Source organism: Kitasatospora cinereorecta (genome assembly GCF_024172095.1).
Taxonomy (GTDB): domain Bacteria; phylum Actinomycetota; class Actinomycetes; order Streptomycetales; family Streptomycetaceae; genus Kitasatospora; species Kitasatospora cinereorecta.
Window position 1 is genome coordinate 371,056 of record NZ_JAMZDX010000006.1, and the last position, 24,846, is coordinate 395,901.

The 24,846-nt window shown below is 71.8% G+C and carries 21 protein-coding genes and 1 tRNA gene; 11 read left to right on the forward strand and 11 right to left on the reverse strand.

What is annotated here, in order from left to right; genetic code table 11:
* Positions 1–11 precede the first annotated feature (11 nt).
* The 3 genes from FHR36_RS31050 to FHR36_RS31060 form a co-directional block, all read right to left on the reverse strand.
* Complete coding sequence (locus FHR36_RS31050; protein ID WP_253802578.1) at positions 12–596, reverse strand: TetR/AcrR family transcriptional regulator; 585 nt, start codon at positions 594–596, stop codon at positions 12–14.
* A gap of 64 nt (positions 597–660) precedes the next feature.
* Entirely contained in the window at positions 661–2,991 is a 2,331-nt protein-coding gene (locus FHR36_RS31055; protein ID WP_253802579.1) for a YhgE/Pip family protein, read from the reverse strand.
* On the reverse strand, positions 2,978–3,715 hold the full coding sequence (locus tag FHR36_RS31060) for an ATP-binding cassette domain-containing protein (RefSeq protein WP_253802580.1): 738 nt from the start codon (positions 3,713–3,715) through the stop codon (positions 2,978–2,980). The genes FHR36_RS31055 and FHR36_RS31060 overlap by 14 nt, the downstream gene beginning before the upstream one ends.
* A gap of 188 nt (positions 3,716–3,903) precedes the next feature.
* Between FHR36_RS31060 and FHR36_RS31065 the strand changes: the two genes are divergently transcribed.
* Positions 3,904–6,027: a hypothetical protein gene (locus tag FHR36_RS31065; protein ID WP_253802581.1), complete on the forward strand. Its 2,124-nt coding sequence runs from the start codon at positions 3,904–3,906 to the stop codon at positions 6,025–6,027.
* Between the two features lie 15 nt (positions 6,028–6,042).
* Here the strand turns inward: FHR36_RS31065 and FHR36_RS31070 are convergent, their stop codons facing one another.
* Positions 6,043–6,600: an SRPBCC family protein gene (locus FHR36_RS31070; protein ID WP_253802582.1), complete on the reverse strand. Its 558-nt coding sequence runs from the start codon at positions 6,598–6,600 to the stop codon at positions 6,043–6,045.
* A gap of 126 nt (positions 6,601–6,726) precedes the next feature.
* Between FHR36_RS31070 and FHR36_RS31075 the strand changes: the two genes are divergently transcribed.
* Positions 6,727–7,893: a damage-control phosphatase ARMT1 family protein gene (locus FHR36_RS31075; RefSeq protein ID WP_308199686.1), complete on the forward strand. Its 1,167-nt coding sequence runs from the start codon at positions 6,727–6,729 to the stop codon at positions 7,891–7,893.
* Positions 7,894–8,080: 187 nt separating this feature from the next.
* Positions 8,081–9,484 carry a hypothetical protein gene (locus FHR36_RS31080; protein WP_253802584.1) on the forward strand — a complete coding sequence of 468 codons (1,404 nt, stop codon included), beginning with the start codon at positions 8,081–8,083 and terminating at the stop codon, positions 9,482–9,484.
* 110 nt (positions 9,485–9,594) lie between these two features.
* Here FHR36_RS31080 and FHR36_RS31085 read toward each other — a convergent pair.
* Positions 9,595–9,668, reverse strand: a tRNA-Gly gene (locus tag FHR36_RS31085).
* Positions 9,669–9,842: 174 nt separating this feature from the next.
* On the opposite strand from FHR36_RS31085, the gene FHR36_RS31090 reads away from it, so the two are divergent.
* Both FHR36_RS31090 and dcd read left to right on the forward strand, forming a co-directional pair.
* On the forward strand, positions 9,843–10,064 hold the full coding sequence (locus FHR36_RS31090) for a hypothetical protein (RefSeq protein WP_253802585.1): 222 nt from the start codon (positions 9,843–9,845) through the stop codon (positions 10,062–10,064).
* Positions 10,065–10,157: 93 nt separating this feature from the next.
* The gene (gene dcd, locus FHR36_RS31095; protein WP_253802586.1) at positions 10,158–10,733 is read left to right on the forward strand and encodes a dCTP deaminase; all 576 of its coding nucleotides are present in this window, start codon (positions 10,158–10,160) and stop codon (positions 10,731–10,733) included.
* A 119-nt stretch (positions 10,734–10,852) separates the two neighbouring features.
* On the opposite strand, the gene FHR36_RS31100 is transcribed toward dcd, so the two are convergent.
* The 5 genes from FHR36_RS31100 to FHR36_RS31120 all read right to left on the reverse strand — a co-directional run bounded on the left by FHR36_RS31100 (position 10,853) and on the right by FHR36_RS31120 (position 17,892).
* Positions 10,853–11,743, reverse strand: a complete 891-nt coding sequence (locus FHR36_RS31100) for an alanyl-tRNA editing protein (RefSeq protein ID WP_253802587.1) — start codon at positions 11,741–11,743, stop codon at positions 10,853–10,855.
* Positions 11,744–11,849: 106 nt separating this feature from the next.
* On the reverse strand, positions 11,850–12,881 hold the full coding sequence (locus FHR36_RS40130) for a Yip1 family protein (protein WP_253802588.1): 1,032 nt from the start codon (positions 12,879–12,881) through the stop codon (positions 11,850–11,852).
* Positions 12,882–13,102: 221 nt separating this feature from the next.
* Positions 13,103–14,251, reverse strand: coding sequence for a mannose-1-phosphate guanylyltransferase (manB, locus tag FHR36_RS31110; RefSeq protein WP_253802589.1), 1,149 nt, complete (start codon positions 14,249–14,251; stop codon positions 13,103–13,105).
* Between the two features lie 194 nt (positions 14,252–14,445).
* The gene (locus FHR36_RS39640; protein ID WP_301330886.1) at positions 14,446–15,573 is read right to left on the reverse strand and encodes a LamG domain-containing protein; all 1,128 of its coding nucleotides are present in this window, start codon (positions 15,571–15,573) and stop codon (positions 14,446–14,448) included.
* A 99-nt stretch (positions 15,574–15,672) separates the two neighbouring features.
* On the reverse strand, positions 15,673–17,892 hold the full coding sequence (locus FHR36_RS31120) for a (Fe-S)-binding protein (RefSeq protein ID WP_253802590.1): 2,220 nt from the start codon (positions 17,890–17,892) through the stop codon (positions 15,673–15,675).
* 283 nt (positions 17,893–18,175) lie between these two features.
* Between FHR36_RS31120 and dnaK the strand changes: the two genes are divergently transcribed.
* The 5 genes from dnaK (at position 18,176) to FHR36_RS31145 (ending at position 23,580) form a co-directional block, all read left to right on the forward strand.
* A complete protein-coding gene (gene dnaK / locus FHR36_RS31125) occupies positions 18,176–20,020 on the forward strand; it encodes a molecular chaperone DnaK (protein ID WP_253802591.1) in 1,845 nt (614 codons plus the stop codon).
* Positions 20,017–20,604 (forward strand): nucleotide exchange factor GrpE, encoded by a 588-nt coding sequence (gene grpE, locus FHR36_RS31130; protein ID WP_253802592.1) that lies wholly within the window; start codon positions 20,017–20,019, stop codon positions 20,602–20,604. Before dnaK ends, grpE begins: the two co-directional genes overlap by 4 nt.
* A 125-nt stretch (positions 20,605–20,729) precedes the next feature.
* The gene (gene dnaJ / locus FHR36_RS31135) at positions 20,730–21,872 is read left to right on the forward strand and encodes a molecular chaperone DnaJ (protein ID WP_253802593.1); all 1,143 of its coding nucleotides are present in this window, start codon (positions 20,730–20,732) and stop codon (positions 21,870–21,872) included.
* Between the two features lie 7 nt (positions 21,873–21,879).
* Complete coding sequence (locus FHR36_RS31140; RefSeq protein ID WP_253802594.1) at positions 21,880–22,383, forward strand: heat shock protein transcriptional repressor HspR; 504 nt, start codon at positions 21,880–21,882, stop codon at positions 22,381–22,383.
* A 204-nt stretch (positions 22,384–22,587) separates the two neighbouring features.
* Entirely contained in the window at positions 22,588–23,580 is a 993-nt protein-coding gene (locus tag FHR36_RS31145) for a helix-turn-helix domain-containing protein (RefSeq protein WP_253802596.1), read from the forward strand.
* 103 nt (positions 23,581–23,683) lie between these two features.
* On the opposite strand, the gene FHR36_RS31150 is transcribed toward FHR36_RS31145, so the two are convergent.
* A complete protein-coding gene (locus FHR36_RS31150) occupies positions 23,684–23,821 on the reverse strand; it encodes a hypothetical protein (protein WP_253802599.1) in 138 nt (45 codons plus the stop codon).
* Positions 23,822–24,201: 380 nt separating this feature from the next.
* Between FHR36_RS31150 and FHR36_RS31155 the strand changes: the two genes are divergently transcribed.
* Complete coding sequence (locus FHR36_RS31155) at positions 24,202–24,828, forward strand: TIR domain-containing protein (protein WP_253802601.1); 627 nt, start codon at positions 24,202–24,204, stop codon at positions 24,826–24,828.
* The last annotated feature ends 18 nt before the right edge of the window (positions 24,829–24,846 follow it).

Here is a 24,846-nt window from a genome sequence, read left to right on the forward strand (position 1 = left end):
CGGGCCGTGCGTCAGGCGGGGGTGATCCGGCCGTGGACCAGCCGGACCAGGGCGGCGTGCACGTCGTCGAGGCTGCGCTCCGGCTGGAAGGCCAGCCAGTCCAGGGCGACGACCAGCACCATGCCGTGCAGCGCGGCGGCGGTGAGCTGGGTGTCCAGGTCGGCGGAGAGCTCGCCCCGGCGGACCGCCTCGTCCAGGATCTCCACCACCACGGCAACCGCGCTGTCCCGCATCAGGCGGAGCGTCTCGTGCCAGGACCGGTTGGTCCGCCAGGTCTCGGCGACGATGAGCTGGGCAAACGCCGGGTAGGCGGCGATGAACTCCAGCCCGGCCCGGATCATCGCGTCCAGGCCCTCGATCGGCGGACGGTCCGCGGCGGCTCTCCGCAGCGAGTCGGTGAGCAGCTCGGTGCCGTGCCGCAGCAGGCCCTCGAACAGCTCGGTCTTGCTGGCGAAGTTGTAGTAGACGGTGCCCTTGGCCACCTGCGCGCGCTCGGCGATCTCCTCGACCGTGGTGGCGGAGAAGCCCTGCTCGGCGATGAGGGTGACGGCGGCCTCGTACAGCTTCTGCCGGGTCGCGCGGCGGCGGTCGCTCATGGTGCATCCCAGGGTGGTGGAGGTGGGGCCGGGCGCGCGGATCGTACCGCGCGCCCGGCGGGGGTCAGAGCGACAGCTCGGGGTGCAGACGCGACATCGACCACATCTGCTTGCCGCGGGCGGTGAGCACGGTCAGCGCCAGCGAGCCGAGCCAGTACGCGGCGAGCACCGCGCAGCCCTGCCAGACGATCGCCGTGTCGCCGCCGCTGATCAGGCGGCGCAGGCCCGCGATGACGTAGGTCATCGGCAGGAACGGGCTGATCGCGCGGAAGAACAGCGGGCTGGTCTCGATCGGGTAGGTGCCGCCGGCCGAGGTGAGCTGGAGCATCAGCAGGGCCAGCGCGAGCAGGCGTCCGGCCGGGCCGAACCGGGCGCTGATCCACTGCATCAGGGCGGTGAAGGCGAGCACGGTGAGGGCGAGGTAGCCGATCACCCCGGCGGTGCGGACCATCTCCAGGCCGATCGCCCAGTGCAGCACCGCCAGCAGCAGGCCGGCCTGTGCGAGGCTGACCGCGGCGGCGGGCAGCCAGCCGGCCAGCGCGACCCGCCAGGCGGGGGCGTTGGCCGCGAGGCCGCGCGGGCTGAGCGGGCGCAGCAGCATGAAGGCGACCATCGCGCCGACCCACAGGGCGAGCGGGACGAAGTACGGCGCGAAGCCGGTGCCGTAGTTGGGCGCCTTGTTGAGCTCCTGCTTGGCCAGCTCGATCGGGTCGCTCATGGCGACGGTGCGGGCCTTGCGCTGGTCCTCGGTCCAGGCCGGGATCTGGCCCGCGCCCTCGTGCAGGCGGGAGGCCAGTTCGCGGCTGCCGTCGGTGAGTTGGCCGAGGCCGTCGTCGAGCTTGCGGGCTCCGTCGGTGAGGCCGCCGAGGCCGTCGGCGAGTCGGCCGTTGCCGTCGGCGACCCGGCCGAGGCCGGCGTCCAGGGTGCGGGCGCCGCTGGACAGCTGGTAGAGGCCGCCGGAGAGGCTGTGGGCGCCGTCGTCGAGCCGGCCGAGGCCGCTGTCGAGGGTGCGGATGCCGGTGAGGGCCTGCGCGGTGCCCTGCTTGAGCCGGGCGGCGCCGTCGGCGAGTTGGTGGGCGCCGGCGTCCAGCTGACGGATCTTCGCCACACTGGCGTCGAAGGAGTCGGCGAGGCCCGGCTGGGCCAGCTGACGGGCGAGCTGCTCGACGGTGGCGGCGTCCGCGGCCCAGCCGTCGAGCTTGGGGACGTTCTCCTGGACCACGGCGTCGAGCTGCTCGGCACTGGCGAGCAGGCGGTGCCCGAGCGCGACCAGTTGGGCGTCGAGGCGGCACTGCGCGGTGTCGGCGGACACGGCGGGGCAGCGCTCGGCGTAGGCGGCGTCGACGGCGGCGGAGACGGAGCGGGCGTCGGCGAGGATCTTCGCGCTGCGGCCCGGCAGGTCCTTCAGGCCGGTGGACACGTCGTGGGCGGCCTTGGCGGCGGCCTCGGCGGCGGTCTGGATCTGCTGCGGGTAGGTGTGCAGCAGCGGCGAGATCTTCGCGGCGTCCGGGCCGATCCGGTCGGTGAGCTGCCGGGTGCCGTCGGCCACCTGGGCGGCGCCGTCGGAGAGCTGGGCGAGGCTGTCGTCGATCCGGGCGAGGCCGGCGCTGAGTTCGCCGCTGCCCTGCTTGGCCTGGTCGAGGCCGGCGGCCAGCTGTCCGGCCGCGCCACCGGCGGTGCTGCTGCCGTCGGCGAGCCGGGCCGCGCCCTGCTCGGCGGCGGCGGAACCCCGGGCGAGCTGCCCGGCCGCGTCCTGGGCGTTGCGGCTGCCGTCGGCGAGGGCGGCCGCGCCCTGGCCGGCCTGGGCCGCGCCGTTGCCGAGCTGGTCGGCGCCGGCGGCGGCCTGCCCGGTCTTGTCGTGCAGGTCGGCGAAGCCGATGAAGATCCGGTCGTAGAACCCGGCGGAGGCCTTCGCCGAGGCCGCGGCCCGGACCTGGGTGAGGACCGAGCGGGAGATCGAGCCGACCAGGTAGTTGTTGGAGTCGTTGGTCTCCACCTTGAGCGAACCGCGCTCCGGGTGGTCGCTGTTGCTGCCGACGATGTTGGCGCTGAAGTCCTCGGGGATGGTCAGCGACAGGTAGTAGCGGCCGGACGCGACGCCCTTGGCGGCCTCGTCCGCGCTGGTCACCTGCCAGCCGAAGGTCTTGCTCTCCTTCAGCGACTCGACCAGGTCGTGCCCGGCGTCGACCTTGGTCCCGTCCGCGGTGACCGCGCGGTCCTGGTTGACCAGGGCCACCGGCAGCTTGTCGAGCTTGCCGTACGGGTCCCAGAAGGACTTGAGGTAGAGCGCGCCATACAGCAGCGGCACCAGCAGCAGCGCGACCACCGCGGCGCGGGGCAGCCGCCCGCGGGTGAAACGGCGCAGCTCCAGCCCGGCGAGGCTAAACGCGCGCATCGGCCAGCCCCTCGACGCTCTGCGGGTCCCCCTGGCCGAACATGTGGACCGTCTGGTGGGCGAAGGAGCGGGCGGCGTGGCCGGCGTCGGTGGTGGAGGCGAGCACGGTGACGCCCGAGTCGGCGACCTGGCGCAGCAGCTGCCAGGCGGTCAGCCGGTCGGTGGTGTGCAGGCGTTCGTCGACGTCGTCCACGCAGACCAGCCGCGGCTTGCCGAGCATCGCCAGCGCGACGCCGAGCCGGAACCGGTCCAGGTGGTTCAGCTCCCCGGCCGGGGTGCGCATGCCGGAGCGCAGCCGCTCGACCACCAGACCGGTGGCGGCGAGCGCGGCGTGGGCCCGGGCGAAGGACTCGCGGCGGGCCGGCAGGCCGATGCCGACCAGCGGGGCGTGCAGCTGCTCCTGCTCGCGCAGGTGGGCGCTGACGCTCAGCGCGTCGTCCAGGTCGTTGACCCCGGCCATCGGGCCGAGTGCGGCGATGGTGCGCACCTGCGCGGCGGCGGCCGGCAGCGGCAGGCCGTCCACCTCGGCGGTGCCGGCGGTGGGACGCATCCGCCCGGCGAGCGTGAGCAGCAGGGAGGTCCGCCCGGAGCCGGCCGGGCCCTCGATGGCGACCAGGCTGCCCGGCTCGGTGCGGAAGCCGATGTCGCGGTACACCCACCCGCGGGCGCCGCCCAGTGACAGCCCTGCCGCCGTGACGGCCGCTCCGCCTCGCCGCTCGATCATGATGGACCCTCCCGTTTTTGAACTGACCAGTCAGTTCAAATATAGGCCCGCGCCGAAGCGGGTCCGGCCGTCCTGGCACTCGACGGGGTGTGAGATGCCTTACGGCGCCCGGCCAGAACCGGCGAAGGCTCACCTGTCCGGCCTTCCGCGCTGGCGGCGGGCGCGGCCCGTTGCTTGGGTTGTCACCTGTGGACCAGCACCCGCGGGCCGACCGCACCGACTTCCCGCCGCCCGGCCTCCCGATCGCCACCGCCATCACCGCCGAGGACGGCGCGGGGGCACCGTTCCCGCCGCCGACCGTGCTCGACCCCGACGTACGGCACGGCTGCTACCTGGTGACGATCCGTCCGCGCGACAGCCGGTTCCTGGTCGTCGGCACCCTGCGGATCGACCGGGCGGCACCCGACGCCGGGCCGGACGGACTGATCGTCAGCGGCGACCTCTACCGCCGGCCGCTGTCCGTAGTGACGGGCGACCCTGCCGCGGGCGGCGCGTCCGGCACCTCCCCGGCGGCCGCGGCGAGCCGCGCGGAGCCGCCCGAACCGCCGCTCCCCCCGAGCCCGGGCATCCCGGTCTTCCCGCGCGGCCGCTACCGCTCGTACCTCAAGGGCACCCGGCTCGCGGTGTCACGGCCGGCCGCACCCGGCGGACGCCGCCACGTCACCCTCGACCTCGACGAGTTCGACTACACCCAGCCCGTCGGGGACGCCTTCAAGGGCACCTTCCCCACCTCGCGCAGCCGCGCCCTGCGGCTCTTCCTCCACCAGGTCCCGACCGGCTCACCCGCCGAGCCCGGCCCGCGGTTCGAGGGCCGCGTCCTGGACGGCGACACCGACCGGGGGTCCGTCACGCTCACCCGGGTGTCCGGCTTCCTGCGCCGCGCCGTCCTGGAGATCGACACCCTCCAGGGCGCCGTCGCACCCCGGCCGGTCCCCGACCCGACCGGCACCGGGACCGAGTGGTTCGACACCGTCTACGCGACCGCCGGGTGGGAGCTGACCGTCGACCACGCCGAGTCCCAGGTCGACGTCCCCGTCCCACCGGGCATCGACGCCCACGCCTGCTGGCGGCGCACCGACCTGCACGCCCTGATGGCGAGCGTGCGCAAGGCCGGCACCGACCTGGACGCCGAGTGGCGCACCCACCTCGTCGTCGTCCCCGCCACGATGGGCTGCGAGCGTGGGGTGATGTACGACATCGCGTTCGGCGCCCCGCGCGAAGGGGCGGCGACCTTCAGCGACGACGGCTACCGCAGCGACGGCGCCCCCGTCTACGGGACGGCGGAGGACCGGCGCCAGCGCGACGTCCCCCGCGCCTACCTCCGCTCGGCGCTCCACGAGGTGACCCACGCCTTCAACCAGATCCACCAGAACATCGAGACGGTGGCCGACAACTCGATCATGAGCACCACCCCGGACGTCGCCAAGGTCCTGGCCAAGGCCGCTGCGGCCGGCGCCGGTGCTTTCCCCGACGGGATCGCCCTCGGCTTCAACCCCACCGTCCGCAACCACCTGGCCCACATGCCCGACCCCGTGGTGCGCCCCGGCGGCTGGCCGTTCGAGGCCTGGTACCGGGCCGGCGCGCCGCAGGCCGCCGACCGCGAAACCTTCCGCCCGGATGAACTGCGCCTCGACGTCACCGCCGAGGCGGAGCGGGTACCGCTCGGCGCGCCCGTCACCGTCGCCTGGACGCTGACCAACACCTCCGACACGGCGCTGCCGGTCCCCACCGACCTCCGCCCGGAGGCACTGTTCGCCACCCTGTCCGATGTCGACGGCAGCGGCCGGGAACGGCCGATCCGCCCCACCGTCATCAGCTGCGACAACGCCTCGCTCGCCCCGCTCGCCCCCGGCGCCTCGCTCCGGGCCGAGCACCGGGTGTTCTGGAGCTCCGACGGCTTCGCCCTCGAACGCCCCGGCCGCCACACCCTCACCGTGACCCTCGCATGGTCGGCCGACGGCGTACCGGTCGCGGTGACCGGCAGCTGCGACCTCTGGGTCGACCGGCCCGTCTCGGACGCCGAGAACCGCGACGCCGCGCTGGTCCTCCACCCCGACGTCGGCCGCTGGGTCGCCCTCGGCGGCGGCGCCCACCACCTGCCCGAGGCCGCCGCCCGACTGCGCGCCCTGGCCGGCCCTGCTGTCATCGGCGGCCCGGCTGTCATCGGCGGCCCGGCTGTCATCGGCGGCCCTGCCCTCCTCGGCGGCCCGGCCGTCCTCGGCCCGGCTGCCGTCGAGGCGGCCGACGTCGGCCCGCCCTCGCGGGTGGCGGAGGCCTTCCGCCGGCTCGGGCTGCTGCCCGACGACGGCTGAAGGCCTGCACCATGGCTACGCCCGGTCGGCGCCGCCCTCTTCGGCGCGGCCCTCCTCCGCGAGCGCCTTGATGCCGCCGAGCGTCGCCTCGATGCCGGCCCGCAGCTCCTTCAGCCGCGTGGCCACCACCTGCTCCTCCCGCTCCGGCATCCGGTCGATCCACGGGCTCACCCCGGAGCGGCCAGGACCGATCTGCACCGACTGCCGCAGCCGGGTGCCGCCGTCCTCGGGCTCCACCTCGAACCGCCAGGCGGCCAGCCGGTGCGCCGGATCCTCGGTCGCCTCCCCGAACAGGCCGTCCACGTCCATCACCGCCCAGCCGAGGACCCGCCCGGCCTCCAGCTCGACCACCTGCGACAGCGTCCGCCACTCACCGCCCACCGGATGCCGGTTGTACCCCTCGAACCGTGCCCCCAGCGCCGGCCGGTCGGCCCCGCCCACCCACTCCACCCGCTGCAACTCCGGGCTCAGCCGGGCCGGCAGCCCGATGTCGGCCACCAACTCCCACACCCGCTCCACCGGAGCCTCGACCCGGATCTCGCACTGGACCACCGGTCCGTCGGAGTAACGCACGCCATTCCCCCTTCGCGGTACAAACCAAGGTGCGAACCCAGTCTCCCCGACGGCCCGTCGGCAACCGCGGGCGACCCGACCGCCCCACCGACGCAGCCACAGGCGCTGAGAGAAATGAGCCCGTACGTGCCCACCGCACCGGTCATCCGCAGCGACGTCCCCGGCTCCTTCGCCCGGAGCGTGTTCCACGAACGCCACCCCGAACTCGTCCGGCAGGTGCTCGACGCCCTGCCGTACGGACCGGCCGAACGGGCGGCGGTGCAGCGGCTGCTCGCCGAGAGCGTCACCGGCGTCCTCGAACCGCCGGCCGAGGACGCCCACGACCGGGCCCAGTGGCTGGCCTGGGGCGAGGGCCTGTGGGGCCGACCGTGGGGCGAGGCGCCGTTCCTGTGGGCGGAGAGCTGGTTCTACCACCGGCTGCTGGACGCCATCGGATACTTCCGGCCCGGCACCTGGCAGGGCATCGACCCGTTCGCCCCGTTCAAGAACGCCGAGCTGGCCGGGGCGGCGGTGGACGACGAACTGGCCGCCCTGAGCGACCTCGACGACCTGGCGCCCGCCCGCCGCGACGCGGCCCTGCTCTCGTCCGCGCTCTGGGGCAACCGCGCCGACCTCAGCTTCGCGATGACCTCGGAGGAGGGCGGGTCGACCGACTCCGACCTGCTCGCCGACGACAGCCCACTCCTGTGGGCCGAACTCGACCGCACCAGGGGCGGACGGATCTGCGTCCTCGCGGACAACGCGGCCCGGGAACTGCTGCCCGACCTGGTCCTGATCGACCACCTCCTCACCCGCGGCTCCGCCACCCAGGTCGACCTCTACGTCAAGCCCCGGCCGTACTTCGTCTCCGACGCGACGACGGCCGACGTCCTCGCCACCGTCGAACGCCTCCGCAGCGCACCCACGGACGCCGCCGCGGCAATCGGCAGGCGCCTGTGGCACGCCCTCGGCAGCGGCGAACTCACCGTCCGCACACACCCGTTCTTCTGCGCGCCACTGCCGTTCCACGACCTGCCCGCCGACCTCCGGGCCGAGTTCACCGGCGCCACCCTGACCGTCCTCAAGGGCGACCTCAACTACCGCCGCCTGGTCGGCGACCGGCTGTGGCCGCCGACCACCCCCTTCGCCGACGCCGCCCGCCACTTCCCGTCGTCCGTCGCCGCTCTGCGCACCCTCAAGTCCGACGTGATCACCGGCCTCTCCCCCACCACCGTCGCCCGCCTCGACCGCACCCACACCCCCTGGCGCACCACCGGCCGCCACGCCGTCATCCAGGTCGCCCTCCGCAACTAGGCTCCTCGAAGCGCCGGTTCCCCGCAGTCCGTCGTCATCGGAAACGACACGTGGACGCTCGTGACCCCCTATCACCACCCGCGCGGATAACCCGTTCAGTTGTTCGTACGTGTGCACTAGCATTCCCCGCGCCCGCCGAGCGGCGTTCGACCGGAACCAGGCCGGCGGAGACCTCAAGGGGAACCACGTGAACAGAACCTCGGCCGCACGCATCCGTGCGGCCCTCGCCCCGGTCGCCGCGGCCGGCCTCGCGCTGCTCGTCGTCGCCACGCCCGCGCACGCGACCGGCGGTACCCCGACGACACCGACCGACCTGTACAACGAGTACCAGGCGTGCTCCACCGACCAGGCCAAGCCGCTGTACGTCGCGGGGCGCGACGGTCTTGTCGTGGAGGGCATCCCGGGCCACACCGATGCCGGCGTCCGCTGGGTCACCGAGCAGTTCCGGGCCTGGCCGCTCTCCGACCCGTCGCAGGTCATCACCGGCGAGCGGGGGTACGCCTCCGTGGGCAACGAGGCGGCGACCACCCTGGGCGGACTCAACGCCCCGCTGCTCAACGGTGAGACCTACGCCTGGCAGGCGCGGACCGTGGACGCGGACAGCGGTGCCGCCTCCGACTGGTCGGCGTCGTGCTACGTGACCACGGACGACACCTTCCCGAGCGCGGCGCCGACCGTCAGCTCGTCCAACTACCCGGAGGGGCAGCAGAACCAGGGCGGCGCCCCGATCAAGCTCACCTTCGGCGCCAACGGTGTGAGCGACGTCGCCGGCTACGAGTTCACCTGGTTCGGCACCTTCCCGGTCGGCGGGGTCTCGTCGGTCGGGGAGCACGGCATCCCCGAGTACCACGACCCGTACGTCACCAGCCCGAACTACTTCGCCCGGGCGGACTCGCTCGGCGGCTCGGCCACGGTGAACCTGATCCCGCCGAACGACAGCGGGTACCTGGTGCTGCGAGTGGCCAGCCTGGACCGGGCGTTCAACATGTCCCAGCCCACGACCTACTACATCTCGGTCAAGCCGGACGCGCCGACGGTCACCAAGGTCTCCAACTCGCCGCAGTACGGCAAGGACGCGACCTTCAAGCTCACCCCCGACCCGGGCCTCCAGGCGGCGAGCCCCGTGGTCAGCTACACCGTCAAGCACCTCGGGCAGAGCCAGTCGGAGACCACCGTCAAGGCGTCCGCGAGCGGCATCGCCGAGCTGAAGGTCACGCTGGACGACCCGTACAGCGACATCCTGCTCGTCACCTCCACCAGCGCGAACGGCTGGGTGAGCCAGCAGCAGTGGTGGAGCACCGGCGGCGACACCTCTCCGACCGTGACCTCGGACGTCTACCCGGAGAACGGCTCGGGCGGCGGCGCGGGCGTGCCCGGCACCTTCACCTTCACCCCGAAGATCAAGGGCGCGGTCAGCTACACCTACTCCATCAACTGGGGCGAGGGCACCACCGTGAAGGCCGGCCCCCACGGCGAGGCGCAGATCTCCTGGACCCCGACCGACAGCGGCTGGTACGCCCTGGAGGTCTACGGCACCACCAAGGACGGGGCCCAGACGGCTCCGGCCGACTACTTCTTCGTCGTCAACTGACCCGTCACGGGTCCCGAGGGGCGCAGGCCACCACCTGCGCCCCTCCGGCACACCGGGGATGCCGTCCCGGAAATGCAAAAGCCGCAGGTCAGTGACCTGCGGCTTTGCGCTGGAGCGGGCGACGAGAATCGAACTCGCGCTCTAAGCTTGGGAAGCTCATGTTCTACCATTAAACTACGCCCGCATCTGACGGGAAGTCAGGGACTGCCCGATCAAGCTCCACTGTACCCCATCGCTCCAGGTGCCGTGAGCGTCGTGGGAGCGGCGGCGAGCCGTCGGGCGCGATGTCCGGAAGATCCCCTAATGTGACGCTGCCGCCTGGGCGCAGGCCGCAGGAGAGTGTGAGGGAAGGGGATCGATGGAGCAGCGCACCGTCGTTCGTTGTGCCGAGGGGCACGTGTTCAGCACCGCGACGTTTCCGATGCAGAACCTGCTGGAGGGCCGGCTCGGTCCGGGCCGGTTGATCCGGTGTCCGCAGTGCGGACGGCTGCGGAGCTCGGTGCCGGCCGACCCGGCGCAGCTGTCGGGGGCGCAACTGGCCCGTGCGCTGCGGCTGGAGGCCGTCGAGTCGCTGGCCTGAGGCCCGGCCCGGGGGCGGGACACGGTGGGAGCGTCGTCCGGCGGGCCGGTCGCGATTGGGCGGCGGCCCGCCGGTGCACGTAACCTCGGGGGCGTGCTGCTCTCTGACAAGGACATTCGAACCGAGATCGACAAGGAGCGGGTCGTCATCGACCCGTTCGACCCGGCCATGGTCCAGCCGTCGAGCATCGACGTCCGGCTGGACCGGTTCTTCCGGGTGTTCGAGAACCACCGCTACCCGTTCATCGACCCCTCCGAGGAGCAGCCGGACCTGACCCGGCTGGTGGAGCCGGAGGGCGACGAGCCGTTCATCCTGCACCCGGGCGAGTTCGTGCTGGCGTCCACCTACGAGGTGATCACGCTGCCGGACGATGTGGCCGCGCGCCTGGAGGGCAAGTCCAGCCTGGGCCGGCTCGGCCTGCTGACGCACTCCACTGCCGGTTTCATCGACCCGGGCTTCAGCGGTCACGTGACCCTGGAGCTGTCGAACGTCGCCACGCTGCCGATCAAGCTCTACCCGGGCATGAAGATCGGCCAGCTGTGCCTGTTCCGGCTCAGCTCGCCCGCCGAGCACCCGTACGGCTCCGAGCGGTACGGCTCGCGCTACCAGGGGCAGCGCGGTCCGACGGCGTCCCGCTCGTTCCTGAACTTCCACCGCACCGACGTCTGAGAGACGGCGCAGCGCACCGAAGGCGGCCGGCCACCCCACTGCGGGGTGCCGGCCGCGTTCGTCGTTCGGGGCGCCTTCGTCGTTCCGGGCGCGTCAGTCGGCCCGGTCGCCGGGGGGCGTCAGGCGCGCTTGGGGCGGGTGATCGCGACCAGTTCGCTGCCGTCCTCGGAGAGGCGCAACTCGGTGCGCAGCTCGGCGAGTTCGCCCAGGTGGTGGAGGTGGGTGCCGCCGCAGAAGATCTCGGCGGCACCGGCCGGCAGCTCGCAGTGCCAGCGGCGGCGGGCGGTGAGCTCCGGGCCGGGCACCTCGATCCGGACCGGGGCGTCGGCGGTGACCCAGGCGGCGAGCTGGGCGTTGACCGCGTCGGTGAGGGCGGGCAGGGCGTCGGCGAGGGACGGCAGCTCGTCGGCCGCCTCGGCGGTGAAGCCCTTCTTGCGGAGCGACTTGCCGAGCCGGTAGGTGTCGGTGCTGGCCTCTGTGTCCATGACCGAGGAGGCCATCGCGAGGCTGTCGAAGTCCGGGTTGCCGAAGGCGTCGGCGCGGCCCGGGTCCTTGCGCCAGCGGGGGGCGAGCGCGGCGTTCAGGGCGAGGGCCAGCAGGTGGCAACCGGTGTGCGAGGCGGAGAGCAGGGCGCGGCGCTCGGCGTCGACGGACAGCTCGGCGGCCTTGCCGACCACCTCGTCGGGGATGGTCTCCACGACGTGGAGGACCAGCCAGGACCACTCCTCGTCGCCGCGGCGGACCGGGATGTCGGCACCGACGTGCAGGCCGTCCCCGGCGGGGCCCTCCGCGCCGGTCACGCAGTCGACGACGGGGTACTCCACGCCGTCCACGGTGAGGACGCCGAGGTCGGCGGGCTGGTCCGGCCAGGTGTGGTCGAGCGGGTGGAACGGGGTGGCCTCGGTGACCACGGCCCGGCGGCCGTCGGCGAGCGGGTGGACGGCGAGGATCGGCGACGTACCGGTCACCGCGCCGGCCGGGAAGCTGACGTGGGTGGTGGGGAGGGGCATGCGCTGGCTCCGGGACACGTGGTTGAGGGCGGGGTCGAACACCCCAGCCTACAAAATCCCACCATCCGGACAGCGGATGCCCGGAAACCAGGAGCCTGCGGCCGGATCAGCCCAGGGTGGGGAGCTTGATCAGGACGAGCAGGGCCAGCAGCTGCACCGACGCCGCCCCCAGCGCCTTGCCCCAGGGCAGGTCGTGGATCCGGCGGACCATGGTGGTCAGGAGGGCGCCGCAGACCAGCCAGGTCGCCCAGCCGACGATCTGGACCACCGTGTTGGACGCGGGCAGGAAGAGGGCGAGCAGCAGGCGCGGGGCGTCCGTGGTCCAGCTGATCAGGATCGCGAGGCCGACCGTGGACTGCCAGGGCCCGTCGCCGCCGAGCTGGCGGGCCAGGCCGTGGGTGACGGCGCCGAGCATGGCGCCGGCCACACTGAAGGTGATCGCGGCGGCCACGATGGCCCAGAGGGCGACCGAGAAGGTGGAGTCGACGACGTCGTTGCGGGTGCTGCCCATGCCGAAGACGGCGAGCACGCCGTAGAGCAGCGAGACGCAGAGCGCGGGCAGCCAGACCTGGTGGTCGCGCATCCGGTCGAAGGTCCGGGAGGGCTCGCGGTACATGCCGGCCAGCAGGGCCCGCCAGGGCAGCCGGGGGCCGCTCTGGTGCGGCGCGGACTGTCCGCCGGCCCGGTAGGTGGCGACGTTGTCCTCGCCCGGGTAGCCGCCGTCGTACCCGCCCTGGCCGCCGTACCCGCCCTGAGCGTCGTACCCGTCCTGGCCGTCGTAGCCGCCCTGCTGGTAGGCGCCCTGGTCGTAGCCGCCGGGGCCGTACCCGTCGGGCCCATAGCCGCCCTCGGGGCCGTAGCCGCCCTGGTCGTAGCCCTCGGGGCCGGGGGAGCCCGGGTAGCCGCCCTGCGGCCGGCCGTAGGGGTCCTGCGGCCCGTACGGCTCCTGGCCGACGGCGAAGGCGCGGGTGTGGCCCGGCTGGTCGCCGGGGCCGCCGGTGGGCACGCCTGGGATCGGCGCGGTGAAGTACTCGGGCTGCCCCGTCGGACCGCCGTGCTGCGGTGCGGGACCGCCGGACGCCGCCCAGCTCTGCCGGGGGTCGGCGCCCTGCCCGTTGTCGTGTCGATTGCCAGCCACGCTTCGACGGTACCCGCTGGCGCTGACCGCCCGTCGGTTGATCATGGGCCCGCAGCCGGTTTGCAGCCGTCCTGTGACGGTCCCGGCGGGCGCCGCCGACCGCTGTGGTCTGCGGACCCCGCCGCTGGGCGGGGGTCCGCGGAGGCCGTCGAGGGGCCGTACGCCCACCGGTGCGACCGGACGGCCCCCACCTGAGGAGCCGAACCAGCCGGAGAGCCGAACTAGCTGGAGACCCGGATGCCGGGCCCGTGGACCGTCGCGGCCGCGCTGGCGCCGGCGGGGCAGCCGCCGGGGCCGGCGGTCAGCCGGACGGCGCCGATCGGCAGCAGGGTGCCGCAGGCGATCCGCAGGCCGGGCGGCAGCTCGTTGTCGGGCTCCAGGACGGCGCCGTCGCCGATCACCGCGCCGTTCAGCGAGCAGCGCTCGCCGATCACCGAGAAGGCGCCGACGATCGAGTCCTTGATGTACGCGTCGGGGCCGATCTCGGCGCCGGGCAGGATCACGCTGCCCTCGACGATCGCACCGGCCCCCACGACGGCGTCCTCGGAGACGACGGTGCCGGAGGAGAGGACCGCGGAGCGGTCGACCTGGGCGCCGGGCAGCAGCAGGGCCTCGCCGGTCGGGCCGGGGACGGCCGGGGAGTCGACCTTGCCGAGCACCAGGTCGGCGGAGCCGCGGACGAAGGCGCCGGGGGTGCCGAGGTCGAGCCAGTACGAGGTGTCGACGACACCGCGCAGCAGTGCGCCGCTGGCCAGCAGCTCGGGGAAGGTCTCGCGCTCGACGGACACCTCGCGGCCGGCCGGGATCCGGTCGATCACCGAGCGGGTGAAGACGTAGCAGCCGGCGTTGATCTGGTCGGTGACGATCTGCTCGGGCGTCTCCGGCTTCTCCAGGAACTCCAGCACCCGGCCACTGTCGTCGGTGGGCACCAGGCCGAAGGCGCGGGGGTCCTCGACCCGGGTGAGGTGCAGGGTGACGTCGGCGCCGGTGGCGACGTGGCTGTCGCGCAGGGCGGCGATGTCGACGCCGGAGAGGATGTCGCCGTTGAAGACCAGGACCGGCTCGTCGGGGCCGCAGGTCAGGCCGGAGGCGGCGTTGCGGATGGCGCCGCCGGTGCCGAGCGGCTCCTTCTCGGTGAGGTAGACCAGCTCGATGCCGTACGGGCTGCCGTCCTGGAAGTGGTCCTCGAAGACCTCGGCCAGGTACGAGGTGGCCAGCACCACCCGGGTGACGCCAGCCGCGGCGGCGCGGGCCAGCTGGTGGGCGATGAACGGGACTCCCGCGACCGGCAGCATCGGCTTGGGCGTGTGGGTGGTCAGCGGGCGCAGCCTGGTGCCCTTGCCACCGACCAGCATGATCGCCTCGGGCATGGTGTACGTCTCCCCTGTGCTGCGGTGCCGGCGGGTGGCCCCTGGTCGGCGGCCTCCCCGCGGTGTCGGCGGACCCGCAGGTCGCGCGTCCGGCGCCTACTCTATTTCCCCCCGGTACGCACCCCGGTCAGCCGGGGGTGGAGGTGCGTCGTCCGGTCGCGGGATCCGGGTGCGGTCCGGCAGGCGGCCAGGGGTCAGGGCAGCAGCCAGGAGTGGGCGGCGGGGGTGCCGGCCGAGGCGCCGCCGCTGGCCTGCAGCTGGGAGACGGAGCCGGCCGGGAGGGCCTGGTTCCAGATCTGCACGTCGGCGATCGAGCCGTCCCAGTAGTCCGTCCAGGTGCCCTTGTACTTGGTGCGGCCGATCTGGGTCGGACCGTTGGTCTGCCAGATCCCGGGGATCGAAGTGGTCTGCTGCAGAACGCCGTTGACGTACAGGGAGATTTTCTTGGCGGTGGCGTCGTACACGCCGGTGAGCAGCAGCCACTGGCCGGTGGTGGCGGGGGCGGTGGAGAAGGCCTGGCGGACGTTGTGGTCGTCGTTGCCGGCGGCGCTCTGGATTTTGAAGACCCACTGGTTGTGGGTGTCCCAGTAGTCGCGGCCGAGGTAGAAGGAGTAGTAGCCCTCGCTGCCCTGGGTGATGATCGCCCGGCCGCCGCTCGGGGCGTTGTTGCGGACCACGGCGGAGACGGTGAAGGACTTGCTGGTGTCGACCAGCGGCCCGGGGCTCTGCGCGTAGCCGTCGCCGTTGGCGGCGCGGGTGATCAGGGTGGGGCCGGTGTGGCCGTCGGTGGGGCCCACGGCGGCGCCGTTGGCCAGGGTGAGGCCGGGCAGGCCGGGGGCGGGCTGGGCGCCGGCGCCCGGGGTGGCGGACGAGCCGGGCTTGCCGGCGGTGGGCTTGCCGGAGGCCGAGGCGTCGGGCGTCCCGGTGGGCGAGGCCGAGGGCGAGCCGGAGGCGGACGCGGACGCCGCGGGGCTCGCCGCGCCGGGGTCGGGGGTGGCCGGGCCGTCCGGGTTGGCGGACCGGTCGACCGAGGGGCCGGCGACGGGCTTGCCGTGGTCCGGGCCGGCGACCGCGATCGCCGTGGCCACCAGGGCGCCGACGACGACCACGGCGGCGGCCGCGCCGCCGATCCGCAGCATCCTGCGCCGCTTGTGCTGCCGCTCGTTCTCCGCGGCCAGCGCCGCCCAGTCGGGCGCCGCGCTGGTCACCGGAGGCAGGTAGGCGGGCGCTCCCCAGCCCTGGCCGGGCGGTGTCTGCGGCGCCCCGGGGCCCTGCGGCCCGCCCGTTTCCGACTGTGTGTTGGCTCCCCCGCCGATGTTCATGGGCCGATGCTAGGGCATCACCCGATCGAGTGAAGGACGAGGCCCCGCCCACCGCACGGAGCGGTGAACGGGGCCTCAAGTACGCGGCGGCGCCGGGGTTCAGGCGTCGACCGGCTCCTGCTCCGGGTCGGCGGCCGGGGCGGCCTTGACCGACTCCAGCAGCAGCTGGGCGACGTCGACCACCTTCAGGTGCTCCTTGGCCGCGCCCTCGTTCTTCTTGCCGTTGACCGAGTCGGAGAGCATCACCAGGCAGAACGGGCAGGCGGTGGAGACGATGTCCGGGTTGAGGGACAGCGCCTCGTCCACGCGCTCGGTGTTGATGCGCTTGCCGATCCGCTCCTCCATCCACATCCGCGCGCCGCCGGCGCCGCAGCAGAAGCCCCGCTCCTTGTGGCGGTGCATCTCCTCGTTGCGCAGACCGGGCACCTTCTCGATGATCTCGCGCGGCGGCGTGTAGACCTTGTTGTGGCGGCCCAGGTAGCACGGGTCGTGGTAGGTGATCAGGCCCTCGACCGGGTTGACCGGCAGCAGCTTGCCCTCGTCGATCAGGTGCTGCAGCAGCTGGGTGTGGTGGATGACCTCGAAGTGGCCGCCCAGCTGCGGGTACTCGTTGGCGATGGTGTTGAAGCAGTGCGGGCAGGTGGCCACGATCCGCTTGGTCGGGGCGTCCTCGAGCGCGGCGTTCAGGGTCTCGACGTTCTGCGCGCCGAGCATCTGGAACAGGAACTCGTTGCCCAGGCGGCGCGGGGAGTCACCGGTGCAGGTCTCCTCCTTGCCGAGGATCGCGAACTTGACGCCCGCGGTGTGCAGCAGCTCGGCGAAGGCCTTGGTGGTCTTCTTGGCGCGGTCCTCCAGGGCGCCGGCGCAGCCGACCCAGTAGAGGTACTCGACCTCGGCGGGGTCGATGTCCTCGCCGATCACCGGCACCTCGATGCCGGTCTCCTTCTTGAGCTCCTTGACCCAGTCCAGGCGCGCCTTGGTGGCCAGGCCCCACGGGTTGCCCTTGTTCTCCAGGTTCTTGAGCATGGTCCCGGCCTCGGTCGGGAAGTTGCTCTCGATCATGACCTGGTAGCGGCGCATGTCGACGATGTGGTCGACGTGCTCGATGTCCACCGGGCACTGCTCGACGCAGGCGCCGCAGGTGGTGCAGGACCACAGCACGTCCGGGTCGATGACGCCGTTCTCCTCGGCGGTGCCGATCAGCGGCCGCTCGGCCTCCGCGAGCGCCGCGGCGGGGACGTCCTTCAGCTGCTCGGAGGTGGCCTTCTCCTCGCCCTCCATGTCCTTGCCGCCGCCGGCCAGCAGGTACGGCGCCTTGGCGAAGGCGTGCTCCCGCAGGCTCATGATGAGCAGCTTCGGGGAGAGCGGCTTGCCGGTGTTCCAGGCCGGGCACTGCGACTGGCAGCGGCCGCACTCGGTGCAGGTGGAGAAGTCGAGGATGCCCTTCCAGGAGAAGTGCTCGACCTGGGAGACGCCGAAGACGGCGTCGTCGGCCGGGTCCTCGAAGTCGATCGCCTCGCCGTTGCTGGTCATCGGACGGAGCGCGCCGAGCGCGGTGGAGCCGTCCTCGGCCCGCTTGAAGTAGATGTTGAAGAACGCCAGGAAGCGGTGCCAGGCGACACCCATCGACGGGTTGATGCCGATGGTGATGGCCCACGCGAAGGAGATGCAGATCTTCAGCATCGCGAAGACGTAGATCAGGTTGACCAGCGTGCCGTGGGCAACGCCGCTGAACGCGACGACGATCGGGTACGAGATCAGGTAGGTCGGGTCGTAGGAGTCGACGCCCTCGAGGGCGCCCTCCAGGCCGCGCAGCATCATGATGCACAGGCCGATGCCGAGGATCGTGTACTCGACGTAGAACGCCTGCCAGGCGATCGAGCCGGCGAACCGGGACTTGCGGCCGGCCCGGGAGGGCAGGCTGAGCAGCCGGATCACGATCAGGGTCGCGATGCCCAGCGTGGTCAGGGTGCCGATCAGCTCGACGAAGATGTTCCAGGGCAGCCAGTCACCGATGACCGGCAGCACGAACTCGGCGTCGAAGAGCTGGCCGAACGCGTTGACCAGGGTGAGCACCAGGGAGAAGAAGCCGACCGCGACGAACCAGTGCGCGACGCCGACGACCCCCCAGCGGTTCATCCGGGTGTGGCCGAGGAACTCGACCGCCACCGTCTTCACCCGCTGCGCGGGTGCGCCGAACCTGGTGGAGTCGGCCGAACCGGTCCTCACCACCTTGTAGATGTACGCGGCCGCCCGGGCGGCGAGCGCGGTGCCGATCACAGTGGTGACCAGCGAGATGACGATCGCTGCTAGCTGCATCGGCTCTCCGTCTCCAGCGGCTTTGTTTCGGGTCTCCCGGCAAGTGTACTCATCGGTAACTTTCCGAGTCGACGCGCCGGACATTACCGCGCGTTAACACCCGCCCAGAAGATGTTCAAGGTATGGCGGCAGTCACTAAGGCCAGACTCACCCGTTCGACGGACAGTCTCAGGATAAGCGCTCAGTAAAGTTGAGCGACATGGACTCATGGCTGTTGACGCTGTCCGATCCGTCGTGCATCCTTGAGCCCGTACAGCTCAACTTCTCCCCGGAGGTACACACGATGGCACGCGCGGTCGGCATCGACCTCGGTACGACGAACTCCGTCGTCAGCGTTCTTGAGGGCGGTGAGCCCACGGTCATCACCAACGCCGAGGGCGCTCGGACCACGCCGTCCGTCGTCGCCTTCGCCAAGAACGGCGAGGTTCTGGTCGGCGAGGTGGCCAAGCGGCAGGCGGTCACCAACGTCGACCGCACCATCCGCTCGGTCAAGCGCCACATGGGCACCGACTGGAAGATCGGCATCGACGGCAAGGACTTCACGCCGCAGCAGATCTCCGCCTTCGTCCTGCAGAAGCTCAAGCGGGACGCCGAGTCCTACCTGGGCGAGACGGTCACCGACGCCGTCATCACCGTCCCGGCCTACTTCAACGACTCCGAGCGCCAGGCGACCAAGGAGGCCGGCGAGATCGCGGGCCTGAACGTCCTGCGCATCGTCAACGAGCCGACCGCGGCCGCCCTGGCCTACGGCCTGGACAAGGACGACCAGACCATCCTGGTCTTCGACCTCGGTGGCGGCACCTTCGACGTCTCGCTGCTGGAGATCGGCGACGGCGTCGTCGAGGTGAAGGCCACCAACGGTGACAACCACCTCGGTGGCGACGACTGGGACCAGCGCGTCGTCGACCACCTGGTGAAGGTCTTCCAGTCCGGTCACGGCGTCGACCTGTCCAAGGACAAGATGGCCGTCCAGCGTCTGCGCGAGGCGGCCGAGAAGGCCAAGATCGAGCTGTCCTCCTCCTCGGAGACCTCGATCAACCTGCCCTACATCACGGCCTCCGCCGAGGGCCCGCTGCACCTGGACGAGAAGCTCACCCGGGCCCAGTTCCAGCAGCTGACCGCCGACCTGCTCGAGCGCTGCAAGCACCCGTTCCACAACGTCATCAAGGACGCCGGCATCGCGCTGTCCGAGATCGACCACGTGGTCCTGGTCGGCGGCTCGACCCGTATGCCGGCCGTCGCCGAGCTCGTCAAGGAGCTGACCGGCGGCAAGGACGCCAACAAGGGCGTCAACCCGGACGAGGTCGTCGCCATCGGCGCGTCCCTGCAGGCCGGTGTCCTCAAGGGCGAGGTCAAGGACGTCCTGCTGCTCGACGTCACCCCGCTGTCCCTCGGCATCGAGACCAAGGGCGGCATCATGACCAAGCTGATCGAGCGCAACACCACGATCCCGACCAAGCGCTCCGAGATCTTCACCACGGCCGAGGACAACCAGCCGTCCGTGCAGATCCAGGTCTACCAGGGCGAGCGCGAGATCGCGGCGTACAACAAGAAGCTCGGCATGTTCGAGCTGACCGGCCTGCCGCCGGCGCCGCGCGGCCTGCCGCAGATCGAGGTCACCTTCGACATCGACGCCAACGGCATCATGCACGTGGCCGCGAAGGACCTCGGCACCGGCAAGGAGCAGAAGATGACCGTCACCGGCGGCTCCTCGCTGCCGAAGGACGAGGTCGACCGCATGCGCCGCGAGGCCGAGCAGTACGCGGACGAGGACCACAAGCGCCGCGAGGCCGTGGAGACCCGCAACCAGGGCGAGCAGCTCGTCTACTCGACCGAGAAGTTCATCGCCGACAACGCCGACAAGCTCCCCGCCGACGTCAAGACCGAGGTCGAGACCGCGATCGGCGAGCTCAAGGAGGCGCTGAAGGGCGAGGACATCCCGGCGATCCGCGAGGCGACCGAGAAGGTCTCCACCACCGCCCAGAAGCTCGGCGCCGCGCTCTACGCGCAGGCCGACGCCGCGGGTGCCGCTGGAGCCGGCGCGGGTGACGCCGCGGGCGCCAAGGAGGACGACGTGGTCGACGCCGAGATCGTCGATGACGAGAAGCCCAAGGGTGGTGCCGCATGACGGAGAAGCCGCAGGGCGAGCAGCCCGGCGACGACTCCGCCGCCGAGGAGGCCGTTCTCAAGGCCGCCGAGGAGGCCGTCGCGGGTGCGGCCGGTGACGAGGTGGCAGCCGCCAAGCGCGAGGCCTCCGAACGCACCGCCGACCTGCAGCGACTCCAGGCCGAGTACCAGAACTACCGCAAGCGGGTGGAGCGGGACCGGCTGACGGTGCGCGAGATCGCGATCTCCAACATCCTGGAGTCGCTGATCCCGGTGCTGGACGACATCGGCCGGGCGCGCGACCACGGCGAGGTGACGGGCGGCTTCAAGTCCGTCGCCGAGTCGCTGGAGACCGTGGTGGCCAAGCTGGGCCTGCAGCAGTTCGGCAAGGAGGGCGAGCCCTTCGACCCGACGCTGCACGAGGCGCTGATGCACAGCTACTCCTCGGAGGTCACCGAGGACACCTGTGTGCAGATCCTCCAGCCGGGCTACCGGATCGGCGAGCGGATCATCCGCCCGGCGATGGTCGCGGTCGCGGAGCCCCAGCCGGGCACCCAGACCACCGCCGAGCCCGACGCCGACAAGGCCGACGGCACCGACAGCTGACGGCACGGCCGGCAACTGACAACCTTGTGCGCTGCGGAGTCGTACGTCGTCCAGTACGGCGGCCGGCTCCGCAGCGCCGTATGCGATACCAGTGACAACTCTTCGGGAGGTGGCGGTAAAAGGCCATGAGTGCCAAGGACTACGTGGAGAAGGACTACTACAAGGTCCTCGGCGTGCCCAAGGACGCCACCGCCGCCGAGATCAAGAAGACCTACCGCAAGCTCGCGCGGGAGTTCCACCCGGACGCCAACAAGGGTGACGCCAAGGCGGAGGAGCGGTTCAAGGACATCTCCGAGGCGTACGACGTCCTCTCGGACGACAAGCGCCGCAAGGAGTACGACGAGGCCCGCTCGCTGTTCGGCTCGGGCGGGTTCCGCCCCGGCGGTCCCGGCGGCGGCTCCTTCGACTTCGGCGACCTGTTCGGCAACACCGCGGGCGCCGGGAGCGGCGGCCTCGGCGACGTGTTCGGCGGCCTGTTCAACCGCGGCGGCCGGCAGGCCCAGCCGCGGCGCGGCGCCGACGTCGAGACCGAGGTGACCCTCAGCTTCGAGGAGGCGGTGGACGGCGCGACCGTACCGCTGCGGATGACCAGCCAGGCCCCGTGCCGCTCCTGCGCCGGCACCGGCGCCAAGACCGGCACCACGCCCCGGGTCTGCCCGACCTGCGTCGGCGCCGGCACGGTCAGCCGGGGCCAGGGCGCCTTCGCGCTGTCCGAGCCCTGCCGCGACTGCAAGGGCCGCGGCATGATCGTCGACGACCCGTGCACCGTCTGCCACGGCAGCGGCCGCGCCTCCTCGGCCCGGACCATGCAGGTCCGCATCCCGGCCGGGGTCCAGGACAGCCAGCGGATCCGGCTCAAGGGCAAGGGCGCCCAGGGCGAGCGGGGCGGCCAACCCGGCGACCTCTACGTCACCGTGCACGTCGACACCCACCCGGTCTTCGGGCGCAAGGGCGACAACCTGACCGTCACCGTGCCGGTGACCTTCCCCGAAGCGGCTCTTGGCGGCACCATCGAGGTGCCGACGCTGAACGGCCCCGCCGTGAAGCTCAAGCTGCCCGCCGGCAGCGCCAACGGGCTCACCATGCGGGCCCGCGGCAAGGGTGCCACCCGCAAGGACGGCACCCGCGGCGACCTGCTGGTCACCGTGGAGGTCATGGTGCCCAAGCACGTCACCGGCGACGCGCTGACGGCACTGGAGCAGTACCGCGAGGCCACCGCCTCGGACGACCCGCGAGCCGCCCTCTTCCAGGCGGCGGAGGGAGCGTGACCCGCAGATGACCCCGACGCCCGACACCCCCATCGGCCCCGGACTCGGCGAGGGCCTGCCCGGCTCCGCGTCGCGCCCGCGCGTGAACGCCAACCCGTACGTGCTCACCGAGGACACCCCGGTCTACGTCATCTCGGTGGCCGCCGAGCTCTCCGGCCTGCACCCGCAGACCCTGCGCCAGTACGACCGGCTCGGCCTGGTCTGTCCGGACCGCACGGCCGGCCGCGGCCGCCGCTACTCGTCCCGGGACATCCAGCAGCTGCGCGAGGTCCAGCGGCTCTCCCAGGACGAGGGGATCAACCTCGCGGGCATCAAGCGGATCATCGAGCTGGAGAACCAGGTCGCCGCCCTCCAGTCCCGCGTCGCCGAACTGGCCGATGCCCTGGACGGCGCCGCCGCCACCCTGCAGCAGCGCGAGGCCACCATTCACGCGTCCTACCGCCGCGACCTCGTCCCCTACCAGCAGGTCCAGCAGTCGAGCGCCCTCGTCGTCTGGCGCCCCAAGCGCTGAAAGCCACCGAGCCGCCGGTATCTCCCACTGATCGGGGGGTGCCGGCGGCTCGGTGTTGATGAGAGAGTGCGACTCGATGGATGGGCCGGATCCGTCCGGTCGGCAAATCTCAACTGCCCCACATCGGTCTCCAATTAAGATCGCGGAGAGCAGACACCGAGTCTTGGTTGGCCATTTGTCCGGTCGACGACAAGGAGCCGAGGGATGAACGTGCGAGAGCAGTCAGGGTCCGTGTCTGGCTGGCAACGCAGCCTGTCGGCCGAGGCCCGTTCGCTCTACCTGGCCGTCATCCGCCAGGAAGGGAGATCACTCCGGAAGGACGATGATCAAATAACGGCCGACGCTCTTGACGAGTTGCTGTCACTCGGCCTCCTGGTCCCCGACGCGGACGAGCCGGAAGTGTTCGTCGCGGTGGATCCCGCACAGCTATCGGCCAGTCTCAGCTCGGCATGGCAACGCCAGGCACTGGATCTGCTCGCCCGCGCGGTCACACTTCCGACGGACCTGAGCGAATTGGCCGAGGCATTTCACTCGCCCGGCCAGAGCGGCGGACAGATCGAGTATGTCCGCGGGAAAGCACTGATAAATCAACGCCTCCAACAATTCGCCACCGAAATGGAGGAGGCGCTGGCCATGCAACCGGGCGGTCCGCGCCCGCCGGAAGTACTCGCCGCCGGCGTCGAGGGAGACCTGGACATCCTCCGCCGGGGCGCCACGATGCGGACGATCTACCACGCCAGCACGCGCTACCACCAGCCGACCCGCGACTACGTGGCCACCCTGGCCTCGGCCGGATGGCAGTTCCGCACGCTCGACGAGCCGTACACCCGACTCATCATCATCGACCGCAGAATCGCGGTGATGCCGGTCGTCGAGGACATGAGCCACGCGGCGTTCATCCACGACCAGTCGGTCATCAAATTCCTGGTCGAGGAGGTTTTCGAGCGGAACTGGGGCCGGGCACTGGAATTCGACGGGGACCGAACCGTCCCGCAGGAGGTGGTTTCCCGGCTGCGACAGACGATCATCGATCTGCTGCTGGCGGGCACCAACCACCGCGTCATCGCCCGTCGCCTGGGCATCAGTGAGCGAACCCTGGCCCGGCATATCGCCGAGATGCGCGAGGACCACAACGTCGACTCGCTGTTCCAGCTCGGCTACGTCCTGGGGCGGGCGTCACAGAGCCCTCCGGGCTAGCCGGGAGCCGCTCCGACGGACCGCACCCCCGGCGTCCCCAGCTGCCGTGCGGCCGGAGACGTCCCCGCGTCCGGGAGTGACAGGGACGCGTTGACCGTGAAGGTCACGTCCAGTAGATGTCGTTCGCCGAGAGCGGCACGGCCGCCGTCACCTCGTCGGCCACGGCCTTCTGGTCTCCGCCCACACCGAAGCAGGCGACCACCAGCGCCGCTACGCCGGCGGCAAGCGGAAGAACTGCCATACGGACATACCGGTGCATGCGAGACATGCGCCCACCCCTTCCCTCAACCTTACGAATCGAACCAATACACCGCTTTAGAACGGTTGCGCTCATGGTGCCGCACAATGTGTACCCATGTCACGCCGCCCTCCATCAGCAGTGCGTCATCTCCCTGCCAGGCATCCAGATGACACCTCGCAAACCTGGACGTGAGAGCGATGTTCGATGGACGATCAGTTCGCTCTCGATGGGCTCGACAAGGTCACCACACTTGCCGATGTCCCTTCAATTGCGTCCTCAACAAACCACATGTCACACACCGCTCGTCCGCTTGAGCAGCCATCGTCCAAAGCGCCTTCCGGCACCATCCCCTCCCGGTCGGCCATTCCCCCGGAGTCGACATGAGTGAGTCCAACCTGCGTCATCGCGCCGCCCAGAACCCCGAGGGCCGGCGCGCACGGGTCTTCCTGGCCGCGCCGCTGATGCGGCTCACCGGCCCGGCGGACAGTGTGGTGACGCTGGCCAGCCGCACCCGTCTGACCACCCTGCGGACCACGCTGCTGCGCAGCGGCGCCGCGGTGTACAGCGCGCACCACAGCGACGCCTGGACGGTGGCCGGCCGCGCGCCGGAGCCGCGGGTGCCCTCCGACTTCCGTGCGCTGCAGACCGCCGACCTGGTGTTCGCCTACGTCGGCGCGCCGCTGTCGGCCGGGGTCAGCCTGGAGCTGGGCTGGGCCTCGGCGCTGCGCAAGCCGATCGTGCTGCTGGTCGACGAGGCGATCACCCACAACCCGCTGATCGCCACCATCGAGCAGGTCTCGCCGGTGCTGCCGCTGGTCTTCGACGACACCTGGTCGCAGGACGCCCTGCACCACACCGTGGAGACCGCGCTCGACTGGGCCGGGATGGCGCTCTCCCTGCGCGGCGGCTTCTGGACCGCGCCGGGCGACCAGTTCCCGCGCCCCCGTCAGGAGCGGCCCGCCACCGGGCCGTACGGCTTCTGGTCGCCCGAGGTCGCCACCGGCTGACCGGCGTCGGCTCACCCG

Coding starts and splice junctions, on each gene's coding strand:
- FHR36_RS31050 (WP_253802578.1), bottom strand. CDS start 596: ATGAGCGACCGCCGCCGCGCGACCCGGCAGAAGCTGTACGAGGCCGCC.
- FHR36_RS31055 (WP_253802579.1), bottom strand. CDS start 2,991: ATGCGCGCGTTTAGCCTCGCCGGGCTGGAGCTGCGCCGTTTCACCCGC.
- FHR36_RS31060 (WP_253802580.1), bottom strand. CDS start 3,715: ATGATCGAGCGGCGAGGCGGAGCGGCCGTCACGGCGGCAGGGCTGTCA.
- FHR36_RS31090 (WP_253802585.1), top strand. CDS start 9,843: ATGGAGCAGCGCACCGTCGTTCGTTGTGCCGAGGGGCACGTGTTCAGC.
- FHR36_RS31100 (WP_253802587.1), bottom strand. CDS start 11,743: ATGCCCCTCCCCACCACCCACGTCAGCTTCCCGGCCGGCGCGGTGACC.
- manB (WP_253802589.1), bottom strand. CDS start 14,251: ATGCCCGAGGCGATCATGCTGGTCGGTGGCAAGGGCACCAGGCTGCGC.
- FHR36_RS39640 (WP_301330886.1), bottom strand. CDS start 15,573: ATGAACATCGGCGGGGGAGCCAACACACAGTCGGAAACGGGCGGGCCG.
- FHR36_RS31120 (WP_253802590.1), bottom strand. CDS start 17,892: ATGCAGCTAGCAGCGATCGTCATCTCGCTGGTCACCACTGTGATCGGC.
- dnaK (WP_253802591.1), top strand. CDS start 18,176: ATGGCACGCGCGGTCGGCATCGACCTCGGTACGACGAACTCCGTCGTC.
- grpE (WP_253802592.1), top strand. CDS start 20,017: ATGACGGAGAAGCCGCAGGGCGAGCAGCCCGGCGACGACTCCGCCGCC.
- dnaJ (WP_253802593.1), top strand. CDS start 20,730: ATGAGTGCCAAGGACTACGTGGAGAAGGACTACTACAAGGTCCTCGGC.
- FHR36_RS31140 (WP_253802594.1), top strand. CDS start 21,880: ATGACCCCGACGCCCGACACCCCCATCGGCCCCGGACTCGGCGAGGGC.
- FHR36_RS31145 (WP_253802596.1), top strand. CDS start 22,588: ATGAACGTGCGAGAGCAGTCAGGGTCCGTGTCTGGCTGGCAACGCAGC.
- FHR36_RS31150 (WP_253802599.1), bottom strand. CDS start 23,821: ATGGCAGTTCTTCCGCTTGCCGCCGGCGTAGCGGCGCTGGTGGTCGCC.
- FHR36_RS31155 (WP_253802601.1), top strand. CDS start 24,202: ATGAGTGAGTCCAACCTGCGTCATCGCGCCGCCCAGAACCCCGAGGGC.